Origin of the sequence: Streptomyces sp. NPDC059255 (assembly GCF_042752355.1) — a bacterium.
Lineage (GTDB): Bacteria > Actinomycetota > Actinomycetes > Streptomycetales > Streptomycetaceae > Streptomyces.
Genome location: NZ_JBHYZP010000029.1, coordinates 17,016 through 32,468 on the forward strand (window position 1 = coordinate 17,016; position 15,453 = coordinate 32,468).

Annotated in this window: 18 protein-coding genes; 15 read left to right on the forward strand and 3 right to left on the reverse strand. The window is 70.8% G+C overall.

Annotation, left to right across the window (positions count from 1 at the left end):
• Positions 1-61 precede the first annotated feature (61 nt).
• The 14 genes from ACFXKG_RS28375 (at position 62) to ACFXKG_RS28440 (ending at position 11,996) form a co-directional block, all read left to right on the forward strand.
• Positions 62-1,144 carry a hypothetical protein gene (locus ACFXKG_RS28375; protein ID WP_384844971.1) on the forward strand — a complete coding sequence of 361 codons (1,083 nt, stop codon included), beginning with the start codon at positions 62-64 and terminating at the stop codon, positions 1,142-1,144.
• 40 nt (positions 1,145-1,184) lie between these two features.
• The gene (locus ACFXKG_RS28380) at positions 1,185-1,625 is read left to right on the forward strand and encodes a hypothetical protein (protein WP_384844974.1); all 441 of its coding nucleotides are present in this window, start codon (positions 1,185-1,187) and stop codon (positions 1,623-1,625) included.
• A complete protein-coding gene (locus tag ACFXKG_RS28385) occupies positions 1,622-2,812 on the forward strand; it encodes a hypothetical protein (RefSeq protein WP_384844977.1) in 1,191 nt (396 codons plus the stop codon). The genes ACFXKG_RS28380 and ACFXKG_RS28385 overlap by 4 nt, the downstream gene beginning before the upstream one ends.
• A 35-nt stretch (positions 2,813-2,847) precedes the next feature.
• Positions 2,848-3,366, forward strand: coding sequence for a hypothetical protein (locus tag ACFXKG_RS28390; RefSeq protein WP_384844980.1), 519 nt, complete (start codon positions 2,848-2,850; stop codon positions 3,364-3,366).
• Positions 3,367-3,552: 186 nt separating this feature from the next.
• Positions 3,553-3,774 (forward strand): hypothetical protein, encoded by a 222-nt coding sequence (locus ACFXKG_RS28395; protein ID WP_384845272.1) that lies wholly within the window; start codon positions 3,553-3,555, stop codon positions 3,772-3,774.
• A 196-nt stretch (positions 3,775-3,970) separates the two neighbouring features.
• Complete coding sequence (locus ACFXKG_RS28400; protein ID WP_384845275.1) at positions 3,971-5,113, forward strand: AAA family ATPase; 1,143 nt, start codon at positions 3,971-3,973, stop codon at positions 5,111-5,113.
• Positions 5,110-6,909: a hypothetical protein gene (locus ACFXKG_RS28405; RefSeq protein ID WP_384844984.1), complete on the forward strand. Its 1,800-nt coding sequence runs from the start codon at positions 5,110-5,112 to the stop codon at positions 6,907-6,909. The genes ACFXKG_RS28400 and ACFXKG_RS28405 overlap by 4 nt, the downstream gene beginning before the upstream one ends.
• A 162-nt stretch (positions 6,910-7,071) precedes the next feature.
• The gene (locus ACFXKG_RS28410) at positions 7,072-7,509 is read left to right on the forward strand and encodes a hypothetical protein (RefSeq protein WP_384845278.1); all 438 of its coding nucleotides are present in this window, start codon (positions 7,072-7,074) and stop codon (positions 7,507-7,509) included.
• Positions 7,510-7,609: 100 nt separating this feature from the next.
• Positions 7,610-8,035: a hypothetical protein gene (locus ACFXKG_RS28415; RefSeq protein WP_384844987.1), complete on the forward strand. Its 426-nt coding sequence runs from the start codon at positions 7,610-7,612 to the stop codon at positions 8,033-8,035.
• Positions 8,032-8,796, forward strand: coding sequence for a hypothetical protein (locus ACFXKG_RS28420; protein ID WP_384844990.1), 765 nt, complete (start codon positions 8,032-8,034; stop codon positions 8,794-8,796). Before ACFXKG_RS28415 ends, ACFXKG_RS28420 begins: the two co-directional genes overlap by 4 nt.
• Positions 8,797-8,964: 168 nt before the next feature.
• Positions 8,965-9,393 (forward strand): hypothetical protein, encoded by a 429-nt coding sequence (locus ACFXKG_RS28425; protein ID WP_384844993.1) that lies wholly within the window; start codon positions 8,965-8,967, stop codon positions 9,391-9,393.
• Positions 9,394-9,419: 26 nt separating this feature from the next.
• Positions 9,420-10,184 carry a hypothetical protein gene (locus ACFXKG_RS28430; protein ID WP_384844996.1) on the forward strand — a complete coding sequence of 255 codons (765 nt, stop codon included), beginning with the start codon at positions 9,420-9,422 and terminating at the stop codon, positions 10,182-10,184.
• A gap of 32 nt (positions 10,185-10,216) precedes the next feature.
• Entirely contained in the window at positions 10,217-11,227 is a 1,011-nt protein-coding gene (locus ACFXKG_RS28435; protein ID WP_384844999.1) for a hypothetical protein, read from the forward strand.
• 220 nt (positions 11,228-11,447) lie between these two features.
• On the forward strand, positions 11,448-11,996 hold the full coding sequence (locus ACFXKG_RS28440) for a putative immunity protein (RefSeq protein ID WP_384845281.1): 549 nt from the start codon (positions 11,448-11,450) through the stop codon (positions 11,994-11,996).
• A gap of 34 nt (positions 11,997-12,030) precedes the next feature.
• Here ACFXKG_RS28440 and ACFXKG_RS28445 read toward each other — a convergent pair whose 3' ends face one another.
• From ACFXKG_RS28445 to ACFXKG_RS28455, 3 genes are all read right to left on the reverse strand, one after another.
• A complete protein-coding gene (locus tag ACFXKG_RS28445; protein ID WP_384845002.1) occupies positions 12,031-12,864 on the reverse strand; it encodes a transposase family protein in 834 nt (277 codons plus the stop codon).
• Positions 12,865-12,930: 66 nt separating this feature from the next.
• Positions 12,931-13,962, reverse strand: a complete 1,032-nt coding sequence (locus tag ACFXKG_RS28450) for a hypothetical protein (protein ID WP_384845005.1) — start codon at positions 13,960-13,962, stop codon at positions 12,931-12,933.
• 123 nt (positions 13,963-14,085) lie between these two features.
• Complete coding sequence (locus ACFXKG_RS28455; RefSeq protein ID WP_384845008.1) at positions 14,086-14,541, reverse strand: hypothetical protein; 456 nt, start codon at positions 14,539-14,541, stop codon at positions 14,086-14,088.
• A gap of 252 nt (positions 14,542-14,793) precedes the next feature.
• Between ACFXKG_RS28455 and ACFXKG_RS28460 the strand changes: the two genes are divergently transcribed.
• Positions 14,794-15,198: a hypothetical protein gene (locus ACFXKG_RS28460; protein ID WP_384845011.1), complete on the forward strand. Its 405-nt coding sequence runs from the start codon at positions 14,794-14,796 to the stop codon at positions 15,196-15,198.
• Positions 15,199-15,453 lie beyond the last annotated feature (255 nt).

A 15,453-nucleotide genomic window follows, 5' to 3' on the forward strand; every position in this document is an offset into this window, starting at 1 on the left:
ATGGGTCCAGCGCTCACGCGAACCGCCCCCATCCCCTTGTATTCATCCGACGGGACCTTTCATGCATACTTCTTCCGCCACGCAGATCATGCTCTTCCACCGCCGTGACACCGGCATCGTCGCCTTCGCCCACGGTGAGAAGTACCACTGGGCGCAGCCCGCCCTGGAATCCTCGGGGTTCCAGCGTCGTGACAACGGCACCTACCTTCTGCCGCCGAGTACGGCCGGTGAGGCTCAGGCCGCGGCGGCGGATCTGATCCGTACGGCTGAGCGCCTCCAGATCACCGTGGCCACCAGCCCCCGTCGCTACCTCGGTGACATCGCCGACCACCTCGCCGAGCAGTTGCCCGGTACGTGGAACGCGTCGGTGACGGTCTACAGCCAGCCCGTGTGGCAGGAAGACCTGGTGGCCTGGCTGTGGGACTCCGGCGAACTCATGGAAGCCGCCCGGGCGGCTTCCGTTCCCTACGCCGCAACCTTGAACAACGGCGCGGGAATCGAACTGTTGCTCATCGAACGCCCCGGGCACCCCACCGGGTATGTGGTCGGCGCGTTCTCCTCCGAGGGCTTCGACGACAACTACCAGGACGCGACTGCGCCGGCCAGCCTGGTAGCGGAAGAGTCCGATCTGGCCGCCGGGATCACCGACCGGTTCCTGCCCGCCTACCAGCAGGCCCTGCACGCCCGGCGCACCATCCAGGTCACTTCCGCGCTCGACCGCATCCGGACCGAGTTCCGCGCCTGGAAAGCCCTGGTCGCCTCCACCCGGTACAGCACCGCCACGCCGGTCGGTATCGAAGCGCTCGGCACCAGGACCGAGGAGTTCCTGACCAGAGCCTGGCAGGACTTCCTCGCCGTCCTGGACCACGGGCGCCCGCTGCTTGAGCAGTACCCGCCCGCTACGCGTCCAGGGAACGCCGACATCATCGCCCGGTTGTCGTCCGCCCTGACCGACGCCGAAGCCGTTCTGGTCTGCGACACCCCGCTCACCCGCCAGGAGCGCAGCGCCCGTATGTGGCCGGCCATCGAGACCTGGCTCATCGACGGTGAACGGCTCCTGCTCCAGGACCGGCCCACAGCCGCAGCCGCGCACCAGCCCCCGGCCCTTCCCGCATCTGAGCCGCCCCGCACACACCGCCGCTGACCTGCCTCAATACTGTCATCGCCAGGAGAGATACACCCTGTTGGATCCCCGTACCCACTTCGTTTTCCGGGCTCATCCCGAGCACGGTTTCGTCGCCTCCGCCACGCCGTCCGTGTCCGGTCACCTCGCCCACTGGTACCTCACCCGGGAGCAGTTCGAGCCGGTCCCCGACGCCCCGGGGCTGTTCCGGCTCGCCGAGCCCGATCGGGAGGGAGCCCGCCGCACCCGCCAGGCCGTCCACGATCTGCGCCGCCACGGATTCACCGTGGTCGCCGACGTCGCTCTCGACCCCGCCGCCTCGCCCGGCCCGCCGCCTCCGCTTCTGCGGAACGGGCTTCTGGAGCGGCGCAGCCGTCTCGCCCGGGCTTCCGCCGGCCGAACGACACAGCACGACACGGCGTCCGCCGGCCCGGTCCCGCCGAAGCCTTCCTACGCCCCCACCGTTCACCTGAATGCCCCGGCCTCCGGACGATCCCGGTGACGGCCAGCAGTGACCCGGTGCCCCCGAGCGGCGGGTCCGCGATTCTCGACCTCGCGGGCTGGGCGCGTGGTTTCGGGCTGCGGATGGCTGTCATCCGCGGCGAGAGCGAGACCGCGCTCGGTCTGACCCGCGACCGGCACGGCCGAACCGTTCGCCCGGACGCCGCAGAAGCCGCCCTCGACCGCCGCGACCGGGCGGCCGTCGTGGCGTACACCCGCCATCTCGCCGCGTACGCCGACGCGCTGCTCGACACAGCCCGCCGTGCGCTGGAGGACCTGCCGCCCGCCCGGCACGTCACCGCGTGGCGGACCGTGCTGGACGGCCTCGCCGCCTCTGTCACCGAGATCCACCGGGCCATCGACCGGCCCGCCGTGCCCGGCTCCCCGGCCGAACGCTCACAGCGCAGGGACCTGTGGCCTCACCTGGTCGCCTGGGCGGAGCACGGGACGATCGCCGCCGCCCTCGCCGACCAGCACCACCAGCCCGAGCCTGCGCTCGCCGGTGAGGAGCGGCGGAGGTGGACCGAGAGGGCCCGCGCCGCCCAGAGGCGGGGTGAACTGGACCTCATCGAGTCCTGGTACTCGGCGGACGGCCGACTGATCACGCTGGCCTATCTGGTCGAGGACGACAGGTCGACCGTGATCGCGCTCACCGGAGACCCCGACGCGCCCGGCTGGGAAGTGATCGGGCACTACGCCCATGAGTACGCGGCGGGTCAGGCCCTGCCCCGGCCGGTTCCGGCCGGCGTCCTGCGCCCGGATGCCCCCTCGCGGTTCAACCGGCCGCCCGCCGCTCCCGAGGTGTCCCTGCAGGACCTGCTGCGGGATGTCGTCGAAGCCCGTACGTCCGGCGACGTCGCGGAGACTCTCCTCACCGCCACCCAGCGTGGCCACGCCGCGGGTCCTCTGATCCGCGTGGAGGAACTCCTCCACGCCGCGGCGCAGTTCGCGCAGGCTCTGGAGACGGTGCAGGGCCAGCGGAGCGCCGCACGGCTCTACGCCCTCAGCCGGCAGCTCGACTTCCTCGCCGACGAAGTCCACGACGCGGCCGAAGACCTCGCAGCGAGCGTTGCCGTCCTGCCGCCCCACCGCACCCCCGCGACCACGCAGATCCGGGCGCGCCCCGCCGTGGACACCACACCCCCGGCACCGCCGCCGCGCACCACAGCCCCCGCACACAACCGGTAGAACACCCGCCCGCTCCCGCCCAAGGAAGTTCCACCATGACCGTCACCCCGCCTGATTACTGGGAGTACGAGGGCTCCCGGCGCAAGCCCCGCTGGCTACCGAGGAAGACACCCGCACAAGCTGCTCGCGACAGGTACGAGCAGCCGCCGGACTCCGGAGTCTCCGTCCGCGCCGCGACCGACGCCCTCCAAGACGCCCCCGGCCTCGACCGGTTCACCGAGGTGTTCGACCACACCGTCGACGACGAACACGGCGCCTTCCCCCGCATCCACCAGTTCCTCGAAAGCGCAGCCAACTGGTGCGACGAACACGGCGCCCCCAACTCCGCCGCCACGCTGACTTCGTACGCCATCCGCCTCGAAGAACTGATCGAGGACATCCGCCTCCTGCCCGAAGAACTGTCAGCCGAACTCACCACACAAGCCCTCCTCGCAGCCCAGACACGGGCGCCGATTCGGCCCCCTCCGGTCACCACCAGCACATCCACGCCCGCCCCGCCACCCGCTGCCGGGACCACCCCGGCGACACCGGCACCATCGGTGAAACGCCGCTGAGCACGGCCACCACACCTCCCAGCCAGCCCCCACCTATTACTTACGTTTTCAGGAGATTGATCCATGGTTGTTGTTGGTACAGCCGGCTATCAGAACGGGCGAGGCGAGTCAGGTAGCTGCGGGGCGGTGAGGCCCGCCAGCACCGATAGGAGTTCCGTCTTGCCCGAAGTTCCAGCGGAGCCGTTCATGCCGATCCGGCACGCCATCACCGGGGAGATCACGACCACCGGCTACAACGCCGCCGCCCGGCGGATCCTGCTCCAGGACGGCTTCGAAGAGACGCCCGGCTGTGCCTGCCGAGCGGCGGGACCCGGTACGGAGCGGACGCACGGGCCTGCTCGGCAGCCAGCGAGCTGCTCGTCGTCGGCCATCCCCTGCGCCTGGACCGAGCCCTCGGTCGGCCGGTGAGCGCCGACGGTACGCCCCGGTTGGCCCGGTCGGCGATGTCGGCACAGTCCGTGATCCACTCCGAGAGCGGCCAGCCTCTCCAGCGCATCGCCAACCCCGCCCGCACCCACACCTGTTGAAGGGGCCTCGTTTTTTGTCCACACCCGGAACGCCTACCAGTCCAGCGCGCACCAAGGGCGGCGAACTACGGGCCAAGGTGGCCCGACTGCTGGCCGACCGGCCGGCGGACACGCTCACCATCGGGGACATGGCCAGGCAGCTGGGCCACTCCCACGGCGCCGTCCGCAACGCCGCCCTCACCCTGGTGCGACGCGGCGAGGCCGACCAAGGCGGAACCGGACAACCGGAGTTCCGCGCGAACGCGAAAACCGCCGCAGCCGCGCAGACCGCTGTGATCAGCCCACCGGGCACCCACTCTCCCCGCGCCCAGGCGGCCACGGCCCGCACGACCATTACCGCCGCAGCCACGCCGAAGCAGAGCGGCCCGATCCGCCGCGCGGGGGGCCAGGTCTACCACCCCCGGGAGCTGGCCGATCTGCCCGACGTCGAGGCGTTGAATCGCTTGCGCGACGCCGATGTGCCGGTGCTGCTCTACGGCCCTCCGGGCACCGGCAAGACGTCGCTGGTGGAGGCGGCGTTCCCGGACCTGCTCACCGTCGCCGGTGACGGCGACACCACGGTCGGCGACTTGGTCGGCGAGTACACGCAGGCCGACGGCGGAGGCTACGTCTTCCAGTACGGTCCGCTGGTCACCGCGATGACCGAGGGCCGCGCCCTGCTGATCGACGATGCCACCTTGATCTCACCGAAGGTCCTGGCGGCGCTGTATCCCGCGATGGACGGGCGCAGGCAGATCCAGGTCAAGGCCCACAAGGGCGAGACCATCAAGGCCGAGCCGGGCTTCTACGTGGTGGCGGGCCACAATCCCGGCGTCCACGGCGCGGTGTTGACGGAGGCGCTCGCGAGCCGGTTCAGCGTGCAGATCCAGATCGGCACGGACTATGACCTCGCCCTGGCGCTGAGGATCGATGCACGGGTTGTCCGGGTCGCCCGACACCTCGCCCACCAGGTTGAACTGGGTGAGCTGGGCTGGGCCCCTCAGCTGCGGGAGCTGCTCAGCTACCAGAAGACGGAGGCCGTCCTGGGCACCAGGGCCGCGCTGGCGAACCTGGTCGGCATCGCTCCTGTGGAGGATCGCGACACCGTCGCCGCCGCCGTCATCAAGGCTGCCGGCGTCAAGAAGATCGCGCCCCTCACCCTCGGCAAGCAGCTCCCCGCCTCGGCCGTCCGGCAGCCCCCGGGCAGCACCGGCTCCGCACACCGGGGCCGCTCGCGATGAGCGCCCACCACCACGTCCAGTCCCCTGCCACCACCCGGGACGACGACGCCGACCTCGCGCGCTGGGACGACGACGGCGCCCCGCCCGCGCAACCCCGTTCCTCCCCGGCCGCGTGGCTGCGCGTGGGAGCCGAACTCGGCGACCGGCTGGTCGACCTCTCCGGCCGCCAGGACCTCCTCGTCACCTGCCGCCCCGGCACGCGCAGCGGCGCACCGGCCGCGTTCTTCCCCACTCTGGGCGAGGTCGAGTTCGACGCCCGGCTGTTCGCCCCCCTCCAGCCCCACGAGATCCATCCGCGGATCATGGGCGACGAGGAGCGGTATCCCGCCGCCTGGGGAGTGTTCGTCCACGAGGCCGCGCACGCGGCCCACTCCGTCTGGACACAGCCTGCCGGAGCGGACCCCCGTGTCGTCGAGGCCGCGCTCCTGCTGGAGGAGAGCCGCGTCGAAGGCGCACACCTGAACCGGCGGCCCACGGACCGCGCGTACCTGCGCACCAGTGCCCGAACCCTGGTCATGCCCGACATCGCCCACCCCACCCTCCAGGGCATCGAGCACGCCGCCGGCGTGGCGGCCCTGGTCCTCGGCCGCCGTGACGTCGGCATCCTGGACGCCGGCGAGACCCGGGCCGTCGCCGATCTGTGCGAAAAGGTGCTGGGCAAAGACCTGCTGGCCACCCTCACCCGCATCTGGACCGCAGCCCATCAGTGCGCCGACCACGACGCCACGACCATGCTCGCGCACGCACAGAAATGGTGCGACGCTCTGGACACCGCGGCCCCCGCCCTGCCCGTGCCGGAGAACCTCACCGATCTGCTGTCCGGCGCCGTGGGGGTCGTCATGGACAGCACCGCCGCCACCGACGCCGCCGACCTCGCGGCACAGGCCGCAGCGACCAACGCCAAGGCCGCGCAGTCCAAGGCGCAGGCACAGGACCGCGCCCAGCGGGCCGGCCAGCGACGCAAAGCCGCCGCCACCGCCAAGAGCGTCTTCAACACCCGTGGCACCACCGTCAACCCCGACGGCACACCTGCGCCCTACGGCAACCCGGTCACCGGCACCCGCAGGCCCACCGCCGCCGAGCAGAGTGCCGCCGCGCGCCTGAGCCGCGCCCTGCGCGCCGCCGCCTACCGCGAGCGGACCGAGGAGCGGACCACCAGCCCCACCCCGCCCGGCCGCCTCAACATGCGCGCGGCCCTCGCCCGCGACGCCCAGCGCGCGGCCGGGTCGGTCCCCACCGCGGAACCGTTCACCCACACCCGCCGCCGGAACTCCCCCACCCCACCGCTGCGTGTGGGTATCGCCGTCGACGTCTCCGCCTCCATGCATGCCGCCTGCGCGCCCGTCGCGTCCGCCGCCTGGATCGTGGCACGCGCAGCAGCCCTGACCGACCCCGACTCCCTCACCGCCACCATCGCCTATGACAAGCACCTGACCGCCTTGACCCGACCCACCCACCGAGCACCGGAGCGCGTGACAACGTTCGGCGCCAACGGCAGCAGTCACAACCTCGCCAATGCCCTGGACGCGCTCGACCACGGCCTCGAACTCAGCCGCCCCGGCGCCGGCCGCCTCCTCGTGATCGTCACCGACGCCCGGTACCGCAGCGACGAAACCGCTCAAGCCCTCACCCGCGTCAAGCAGCTCACGACCGCCGGCTGCGCCGTACTCCAGCTCACCCTCACCGCGGAGTCCCACCACTTGCCGGGGACCACCTTGCTGCACCTGCCCCAGCCCTCCAGCGCTCCCGCCGCCATCGCCACAGCGGCCACAAACGCCATCCGCAGGACACGCTGAGACGACGCAGGCCACCACCCCAACCGCCAACGAAAGGCACTCGATTTGAAGCCCCAGACCAGCAGCCCGACCTCGAACGTAGCGCCCATCAAACGGAATTCCCCGGGGGTCCCTACGAACTGGACTGTCGAGCATTCCTGCGGCCACGAGTTCGTCCATGACCTGTCCGACCGGCCCGCCGACCGGCGGGCCGGATTCGCCCGCTGGCTCGCCGGCCGGGACTGCACCGACTGCTGGAAGGCCGCCCGCGGCGCCGACACCGAGTCCAAGGAACAATGGCTCGCCGGTCGGCGGGCCGAGGAACAGCAGGCCGCTGCGGAGTGGGCGCGGAAGTTCGACATGCCGCCGCTGGAGGGGCCCGAGCGGACCCTGGAATGGGGCGAGCGCTCCCGCCACCAGCTGATGACCGCCGCGCACATCGCCCTCGTCGCCGAGGGGGCCTGGGACGAGGCCGACTGGGGTGAACTGGAGGAAAGGGCCCGCATGATCGCGCGGGCCGGATGGTGGATCGACAGGCGCGACGCGGAGGGTGGCGACCTGCCCGAACTCCTCGACGCGGCGGGCGAGGGCGACCGCGGGACGGAGAACCCGTTCCGGTGACGGCGGGGACCATAGCCCGGGATCGCCGGTTAGCCAAACCGGCGTTCTTCCGGACCATTGTTCCTCCACCGCCACCCGCCCCTGCGTGGAAGGAACCCGTATGGTCCTGCCCCCGAACACCCCATCGTTCGCACCGACTCCGGACCCGCTCACCCCCGTCCGCGACATCACCCACGGCCACTTCCAGCCCGGTGACCAGGTCGTCGTCCTCAAGGGGGTGGTGGCCGGGGAGCTGTGGGGCGATGCGATGCGTGTGGTCGCCCCGTCCTGGCACACCACGACCGACGAGGACGGGTGGCGCCTGTACGACGCCACCGGCGGCGCCCAGTCCTATACCACCGCCCACCCCCGGTACATGGTTCATCTGCAGCGCCGGTGCCCGGACTGCCTGATCCACCTGCGGGCCATGGAGGACCACCTCCTGCCCCAGCACGCCGGACACGAGGCGCTGGTCGACTGCGGCTGGTACACCGTCACGGCCCTCGGGCAGCTCGTCCACGTCGCCGACGCCCGGAGCGGCCGGTGAACAGCCTTGAGCGCCGCACCGCCCTCCTGCGCGCCCGGGCACGTGCCACCGTGAACACGGCGGACCGGTCCTGGCCGGGCCGGCTGGCCGGTGATCTGCGCGAACTGGACGCCGGCTGGCGGGAGTCCGCCGAGGTGTGCGCGGATGCCGCCTGGACGGCCCGGGCCACCGGGCACAGCGTCCTCGGCCTGCTGAGCCCGGACCGGGTCACCGACGGCGGCCTCGATCCGCTGACCGCGCAGACCTTCCGGCATCTGTATCTGAGTGCCCTGCGCTACGACTTCCGCTGCTCCAGCATCCAGGCCCTGGTCGAACAGCTCCCGCAGCCCACGCGCAAGAACCTGGACTGCTACAGCCGGGCCCTGTACGCCTTCGCCCTGCTGGGCCGGTCCCGCCCTGAGGGCCTGGACCTGATGGACGAGGTCCTCGACCAGGCCGGAACGCACGCGAAAACCCTGCATGTTCTGCTGCACGGCCTGTGGCTCGGCCAGGACCTGGACCAGGGCGCGAGCCGGCTTCTCGCGCTGAGTGCCCGGCCGCCCTTCGACACCGGCACCGATCCGATCGTGCTCTTCCGCCGGGCCGGCGCCCTGCGCCGCCTCGGCCGCTACGCCGAGGCCCTTGCCGCCATCGACACGGCGATGGAGCTTCTGCCACCTGGCGACATCACCGTCCACGCCGACCTGGTGCGCGAACGGTCCCTGATCACCACTGCCGGCGACCTCCACCAGCTCATCCACGCCGAGGGCACATTCACGTGATCCTCCGTATTCACGAACCGACCGCGTGCCCCGGCCACGCGCCGGGTCGCCCGGTCCACTCGCACACCGGCCGGCAGGTCCGCGCCACCGCACAGCAAATCCTCTGCTGACGGGGCCCCCCTCGCCAGGTCACCCAAACGCCCTCATCTGCCCACTCACCAACTGGACTTGACCACGCTCGCCGCCACGATCCGCGCAGCCCGCGCCCGCCGAGCCCGCTCCCTCCTGTGGGCCGAGCACAGGGGACGTGCCGCCAGTGCCCGCTCGACCAACTCCACCGTCGCCGCTGCCCGCTCCCGCCTCGCCCGCTCCCACCGCTACGGGGAGCGCCGCACCATGCCGTGGCTCAAGACATACGCCCTGAGGGGCGAGTGGCCGCACCGCACGCAACAGGCCGCCATCCAGCGCGGAGGTATGGCCGCCGCGACAGCGTGGCGCTCCAGTGCGTACGGCCGTCCCGTTCCCGCGCCGCCCGTCATTGCCCACCAGACCGCCGGACACCCGCAGTACCGCCGCGCCGGACACCGGACACCATCTGGTCCGGGCACCGTGCCGGCCCCGCCTCCACCGCCCCTGGCAGCCGGTCCGCGCCGCTGACCCCGCCCCATCTGACCAAGGAATCCATGCACGACTACGAAGCTTCCGGGCGTCTCGCCTCGTTCGCCGACGTCCTCGCCGGCGAACTCCACAAGACCTGGACCAGCACCCATCACACCTCCGCGCACAAGGATGATCTCGCCGCACTCGCCGAGCGGATCTGGGACATGGACCAGGTCGCCGCAGCGCTCGCGCAGCGTCCGCTGCGGCAGGCGGCCGTGCTGACCCGCCAGGACGGTGCTCAGCTCATCGTCCTCGACTGGAACGACGACCTCGGCGGGTTCCTCATCGCCGCCCTCGCCCCCCGCGACCTCCCCGACGAGGCGTTCCGCGGTGTCCGCGAGCCGGACGGCATCTCCGTGGGGGACGACCCTTTCCTGAGCGCCGCGTTGGTGACCGACGATCTGCTGGTCCGCTACGAGGCCGCGCTCGCCCAGGTCCGCCACAACGCCACCCACCCCTTCCCCACTCCCGGCACCGCCCGTGCGTCTCAAAGCGAGGCGGTCGTTCTGGCGTGGCAGCCGGACGGCGCTCTCGCCGCCGCTCGCGTCAGTGACATGGCGGCCGACGTGCTGGTCGCGAACGGTTTCGTCCACGACGAGGGGACCGGCGGCTACCGGCTGAGCGGTGACGACAGCGCCGCCCAGGCACGATCCGTACGCGCGGCAGGCGAGCAGCTCGACGCCAAGGGCATCACCGTCACGCTCCAGCACCGGGCGGCGCGGTCCGCGCCCGGCGTCACCGCCGCGAAGGCAGCGCCCTTGCCGTCCGCGACCGCCCGGATGCGATGAGGCAAGGGGACAGCGCCGCGTCCGGTGGGCCGGTGCGGGGGCATGTCACGATCACGCAGGATCCGCGCACCGGCCTGGTCCTCGCGCTCAGCGGCACCCGGGCCACGGACGCCATCCTGCAGACGGCGGGCGGCTTCCTCCGTACTCCGGGCCCCCGCGGGCGCTACCACCGCCTGCCGCCCGGCCTGCCCAGGGAACAGCAGCGCCTGGCGGCCACGGCCGCCGCCCGCGCGCTGCTCGCCGGCGGACACAGCGTCCGCCTCGACGCCGGCCTGGAAGCCAGCCCCACGGGTGACGCGGCCGACCGGACCGCGAGGCGGCACGCCGTCCGAAAGGAGGCCGTGGCCCGTGACGGGCTCCGCGGATTCACCAAGGCTGTGGGCATACGGCTTCCCGGCGGCTGGAGTTCCGACGGCCATACCATCCCCCTGGACGCTGATCCGGCCGGCGACCGTCTGTGGGACACCGGCCCTCTCAACTACACCGCGTACGGCCAGGGCGCTCACCGCTCGGTCCTCACCTCGCGGCACGGCATGCAGCTCTACATAGCCGAACACCCCACCCGCACCGGCCAGTTCGTCGTCTCTCCTCTGCTGCCCGCGGGGACCGGTCCTGCCGACGCGGTCGGTGTCACGGCTCCCAGGGCCATCACCGTCGCCGCGGACCCCGTGCGGGCCGCAGCCGACATCAGGCGCCGTCAGCTGTTCGCCTTCCGCGTGGCATCCGTGCGGGTACAGACCAAGGCGAGTCCCGGACCCGCTCTGCCCGTGGAAATCGTCCTCAGCTCTGGCGGCAGGCCCCATGTGAACACCGTCTACCCGCGCGCCCTGTACGAGCTGCTGACGGCGGGCGGCTTCCACCTCGATCCCGCCTCCGGCCAGTGCTTCCTGCCCCGGACCGTCAGCGCCTTGGCCGCGAGCCACCGCGTGCTGCGCACCGCCCGGCGGCTGGATCGGCTCGGATTCAGCGTCCAGGTCCGGACAGCCGACCGCATCGCCCCCCACGACAGACGGCGCGACGTCACTGAGCCTCCGCTAACTTGAAGTTGCAGGTCACAGGGCTGGTGTGACCGGCCCTCCGGGTGCTCACGCTGGTCGTGGGCGGCAGTCTGCCGAGTAGATCGTCTGACGGGATGGTCGGCCGGCCGGTTCCTGCTCGCTGTGGCCGGGCGGCCTTCTATGATCCCGACTAAGTTGGGAGCTAGCCGGCATGGGCGGCCCCGAGCCGCCCCAACCGCCCAGCGCAGTCATGGAAGATGAAAAGATGACAGCGGAAGTGAGCGAGATCGTTCTGAGCAAGCAGGACCTTCGTGAGGTCGCCGCGTTCGCCGCAACGTGTGCAGAGGTGGTACTCAAGATATTTGAGGCCGATCAGCCGGGCGACTCGCGGCCTCGAGACGCTGTCAGTGCCGCGTGGGAGTTCGCCCAGGGCGGCGAACGCGGAAAATCTCTACGCGACACAGCGTCGGCGGCCCTCAAGGCAGCCAAGAGCGCGGACACTGCGGCTGCGCGAGAGGCAGCGTGGGCAGCGATGTCCGCAGCGGGCGCCGCCTACCTGCATCCATTGGCGAAGGCCACCCAGGTCAAGCACATTCTCGGAGCTGGCGCCTATGCGGCCAGAGCAGCCGAACTCGTCGCCGACGACGATCGGAGCGTTGGCGCCGGGCACCTTGAGCAGACGGCGCATCGTGCGACGCCCATCCTCGTTGACGTACTCAAACGTTTCCCCGCGGCGCCAAGCGGTGGCGGACGGGTTGGTGAGTTGATCCGAATACTGGACACTGACCTTCGTTCACTCACCTTCGCTGAGTGACTTTCAGCTTTCAGACGACGCGGCCTCACATCCGTCAGCGGTTGACTTCGAGGTTCGTCAGTACGAGCAGAGCGCGCAGGAGGCGCGTGGCGCGGCCGGGATCGGTGCGGAGCTTGGTGAGGGTTCGCCAGTTCTTGAGGTGGGCGAAGCCGTGCTCGACTGGTGCACGTCCGACGGCAAGGACGCGGTTGGCGTTCTTCTGGCCGGGGGTGAGTTTGTGGGTGCGGCTGGCGGTGTAGCCGGTGACGATCACGGGGTCGAGGATGTCGTTGTCCAGGCCGCGGAAGCCTAGGTCGGCCAACGCCCCGAGGCCGGCGGCGCGCAGGTGGGCCAGGATGTGGTCGTGGCGGGCTGCGGTGTTGTCGTGGGTGCGGCCGGGCCGGGCGGTGGATATCCAGATCAGGCGGCCCCTCTCGTCGGTCAGGGCAAGGAAGTGCAGGCCATGGCTGTGGTGTTTGCCGGAGTAGTTCCGCCGGTCGGCCTTTCCGGTGCGCCGCCTGGTGCGTATGAGGGTGCCGTCGATCAGGACCACCTCCCCGCCCTGCTTGGCGACCTTCTTCAGAGCACGGTCCAGGCGCGGGGCCTGGGCGGCAAGCAATCCGATCAGCTCGTCGCGCCAGCGGCGGACAGTGGACTCGGACACATCGTTGCCGCCGGCCATGTCGGCCAGGCGCTGATCGTGGCGCAGTACGGCCAGCACGACCACCGCGATCTTCCCCGGTGGCAGGATCCGCCACCTGGACCGAATCGCCTTCAGATGGCGCCGCAGCAGATCGGCGAGGTGATTGACCGTGCGCGTGGACAGCGGCAGACGGCACTGGTAGACAAGCGGGCAGGTGTCCTCGGCGCGCTCTTGGGTATTCGTCACACAATTCCAACAGCCGCTGGGGGCAGGGAGGTTACGCTCGCCGCGCTTCCTCAGGGGCACGACAAGCTACTGGATGCTCCAGCGGTGCGGATGCTCGGGCTCGTTGGGACAGGCGAATACGTTGAGCTCACCCCAGCGGCCCACAGTGACCTCCGTGGGAGTGGCACAACGGTGAGTGGGCTGGTTCTGGTCCTCCAGCGGTTTCCAGCTGCCGCTGCCGCAGTCCCATTCCGAGCTGTCGATGGTCAACAGCAGGTACATCGGTGTCGTGCAGGTCGGACAATCCATGGGATACGGGTCGGTCGCGTGCCAGGAGGCGAAGCCGCCCACGCGCCAGCCTGGCGGGATGGACAAGTCGTACTGGTATCCGAGCGGCTCTGTCGCGCTTTCGTCCGCCGACTGCTCAGCTTCCTCTTCAAGGGCTTCCTCCCAGGCGTCGATCCGGGCGCACAGTTCCTCCGGCAGAAGGCCGGCAAACGGGTAGGTGACCACCTGCTCCGGGTGCAGCACACAGGGCTCGGGTACGAAGCTATCGGACCCGACGACCAGCGGCTGCGGCGGCACGGTCAGCGCCTCGCCGACCTCCCACGACCGCCGCCAACGCAGGTGCAGCTCCAGGTCATACCGGCCCGGGCCGTGCGCGTTGAAGGGACACCAGAACACTTGAAGTAGATCGCAGTCGCTCGGCCCTGCCGGCAGGTCTGGCACATCCCGCCGGTACAGCTGCGCGAGGCCGATCATCGGCAGCGGGTCGGTCTCGGATGCCCCGGGGATCCGGTGCTCCCGGTGCAGCTCGCCCAGGAGCTTCCGTTGCTCATCCGTCGGGCCGGAAGCCTGCTCGCGGGCCCATGCGGAAGCCAGAACCTCCCGATAGCGACGGATATCAGCCGGGCGTCGACCACACCCACGGCCGTGTGCCTCGCCGCACACCGGCCACAGCTCGTCCGCCGGCCACAGCAGAGGACCGCCCACGGAACTGGCCGAAAGGTCTGGGCTGCCCGGCCGTGGATGGAGCCGAGTTGTCGTTCCCCGAAAGGCGGCCAGTTCCGGGAAGAGCGCCTCGACATCGAGAGGGCGCGCGGGCGTGGTCCTCGTCATGGACGCGACCTTAGACGCCTGAAAGCTCCGGTCACCGAGCACCCCCGGCAGCTTCACCCCAGCACCGGCGCTGTCAGGGCCCGTTCTCGTGGAACAAAGCCAATCAGGCGGCTGCGTCACCGGTCATAGGCGGGTGGTGAACCGGCCGTCGGGCATTTTCCGCAGCCAGCCGCGGTCAGTCAGTCTTACCAGCTTCCCCCGCAGCGGCTCCAGCTTGGACCGCACGCTGACGTCCACTCCCAGCATCTCGCCGACCTGCCGAGTCATGACCGGTCCGCCGGCCTGTCGCACGGCGGCGAGGATGCGCTGGTAGTCCGGCGGGAGCATGGTTTCCTCCACGCCCGGCTCGCGGTGCGGGATCAGCATCACCGCTCGGCCGCCCACCTGCCCGGGAGCCGGGACGGTCGAGGCGCGTTCGTCGGCGAGCTGCTCACTCACCCGCTCAAAGACACGTTCGGCGACGACGAGTTCGTCCCGCTCGGCCCGCACCTCCGCCAGCTGCTTGACCAGCTGCTCTTCGAGTTCGTCCAGTTCCACACGTCGTGCGGTGATCCGTTCCAGCAGCTCGGGATCCAGCATGCACAGGATCGTAGAAGGCCGTCCGGCCGCAGCGGGCAAGAACCGGCGAACCAACCGCCCCGCCAGACGATCTTCTCCGCAGACTGATGCCCACGACCAGCATGAGCACTCCGACAGACCGGCACACCAGCCCTTTGACCAGCGACTTCAAGTTGGCGGAGGCTCACTGCGTTGCCCAAGCCCCCGCCCCCGGCCGGTCCGCGTCGTGCACCGCACTGATCACCCCACGCCCAACCGCACCCAGGAGTACCCATGGGGAACCGTGCCGACGACCAAGGCACCGACGTCGAGATCTACCGCAAGCCGCTGTCGGACACGATCATCGCCGACACCGCGACCGGGTCCCCGGCCGAACTGCTCGACATGCTCGACCTGCTCGGCCTGGAACGCAAGGAAGTCCGCACCAGCGGACCCGTCTACATCTGGCACGAGGTACCCGCACACCTCGACCCCGAGGAGCAGAAGCGTCTGGCGTCCCGGGCGATCCCGTGGCTCCTCATCGCCGGATGCAAGGCCAACTGCACGCCCGAGGTGTTCGACGAGGCCGCCTACCAGCAGGCCGTACGCGCAGTCCGCGGCCACCAGACCCACCACATCGGCCAGCACCCCGCGCCGGCCGCCCCGGACCGGGCCACCCCGCCCCGGCGCGTTCCGTGACGGGTGTCCCCCTGGATCTGAACGGTGGTGCGCCTGGTGGGCCGCGACGTGGAGTCTTTCCGTTCTCGTCGGTCTTGGGTGGCGTGTCCTGATGCGATGGAAGCGTGACGGGAGCCCCTCCACACGAGGCTCCCGTCACTGCGGGAGCCACTCCAGACGAGGCTCCCGTCACTGCCCGTGCTCTCTCGGAAAGGATCCCCACGGGCATGACCCATGATCGCAACCCACCCGCCGCTCTGTGGCGGCGCAGGAGCC

Coding starts and splice junctions, on each gene's coding strand:
- ACFXKG_RS28440 (WP_384845281.1), top strand. CDS start 11,448: ATGACAGCGGAAGTGAGCGAGATCGTTCTGAGCAAGCAGGACCTTCGT.
- ACFXKG_RS28450 (WP_384845005.1), bottom strand. CDS start 13,962: ATGACGAGGACCACGCCCGCGCGCCCTCTCGATGTCGAGGCGCTCTTC.
- ACFXKG_RS28460 (WP_384845011.1), top strand. CDS start 14,794: ATGGGGAACCGTGCCGACGACCAAGGCACCGACGTCGAGATCTACCGC.
- ACFXKG_RS28405 (WP_384844984.1), top strand. CDS start 5,110: ATGAGCGCCCACCACCACGTCCAGTCCCCTGCCACCACCCGGGACGAC.
- ACFXKG_RS28455 (WP_384845008.1), bottom strand. CDS start 14,541: ATGCTGGATCCCGAGCTGCTGGAACGGATCACCGCACGACGTGTGGAA.
- ACFXKG_RS28430 (WP_384844996.1), top strand. CDS start 9,420: ATGCACGACTACGAAGCTTCCGGGCGTCTCGCCTCGTTCGCCGACGTC.
- ACFXKG_RS28415 (WP_384844987.1), top strand. CDS start 7,610: ATGGTCCTGCCCCCGAACACCCCATCGTTCGCACCGACTCCGGACCCG.
- ACFXKG_RS28395 (WP_384845272.1), top strand. CDS start 3,553: ATGCCGATCCGGCACGCCATCACCGGGGAGATCACGACCACCGGCTAC.
- ACFXKG_RS28390 (WP_384844980.1), top strand. CDS start 2,848: ATGACCGTCACCCCGCCTGATTACTGGGAGTACGAGGGCTCCCGGCGC.
- ACFXKG_RS28375 (WP_384844971.1), top strand. CDS start 62: ATGCATACTTCTTCCGCCACGCAGATCATGCTCTTCCACCGCCGTGAC.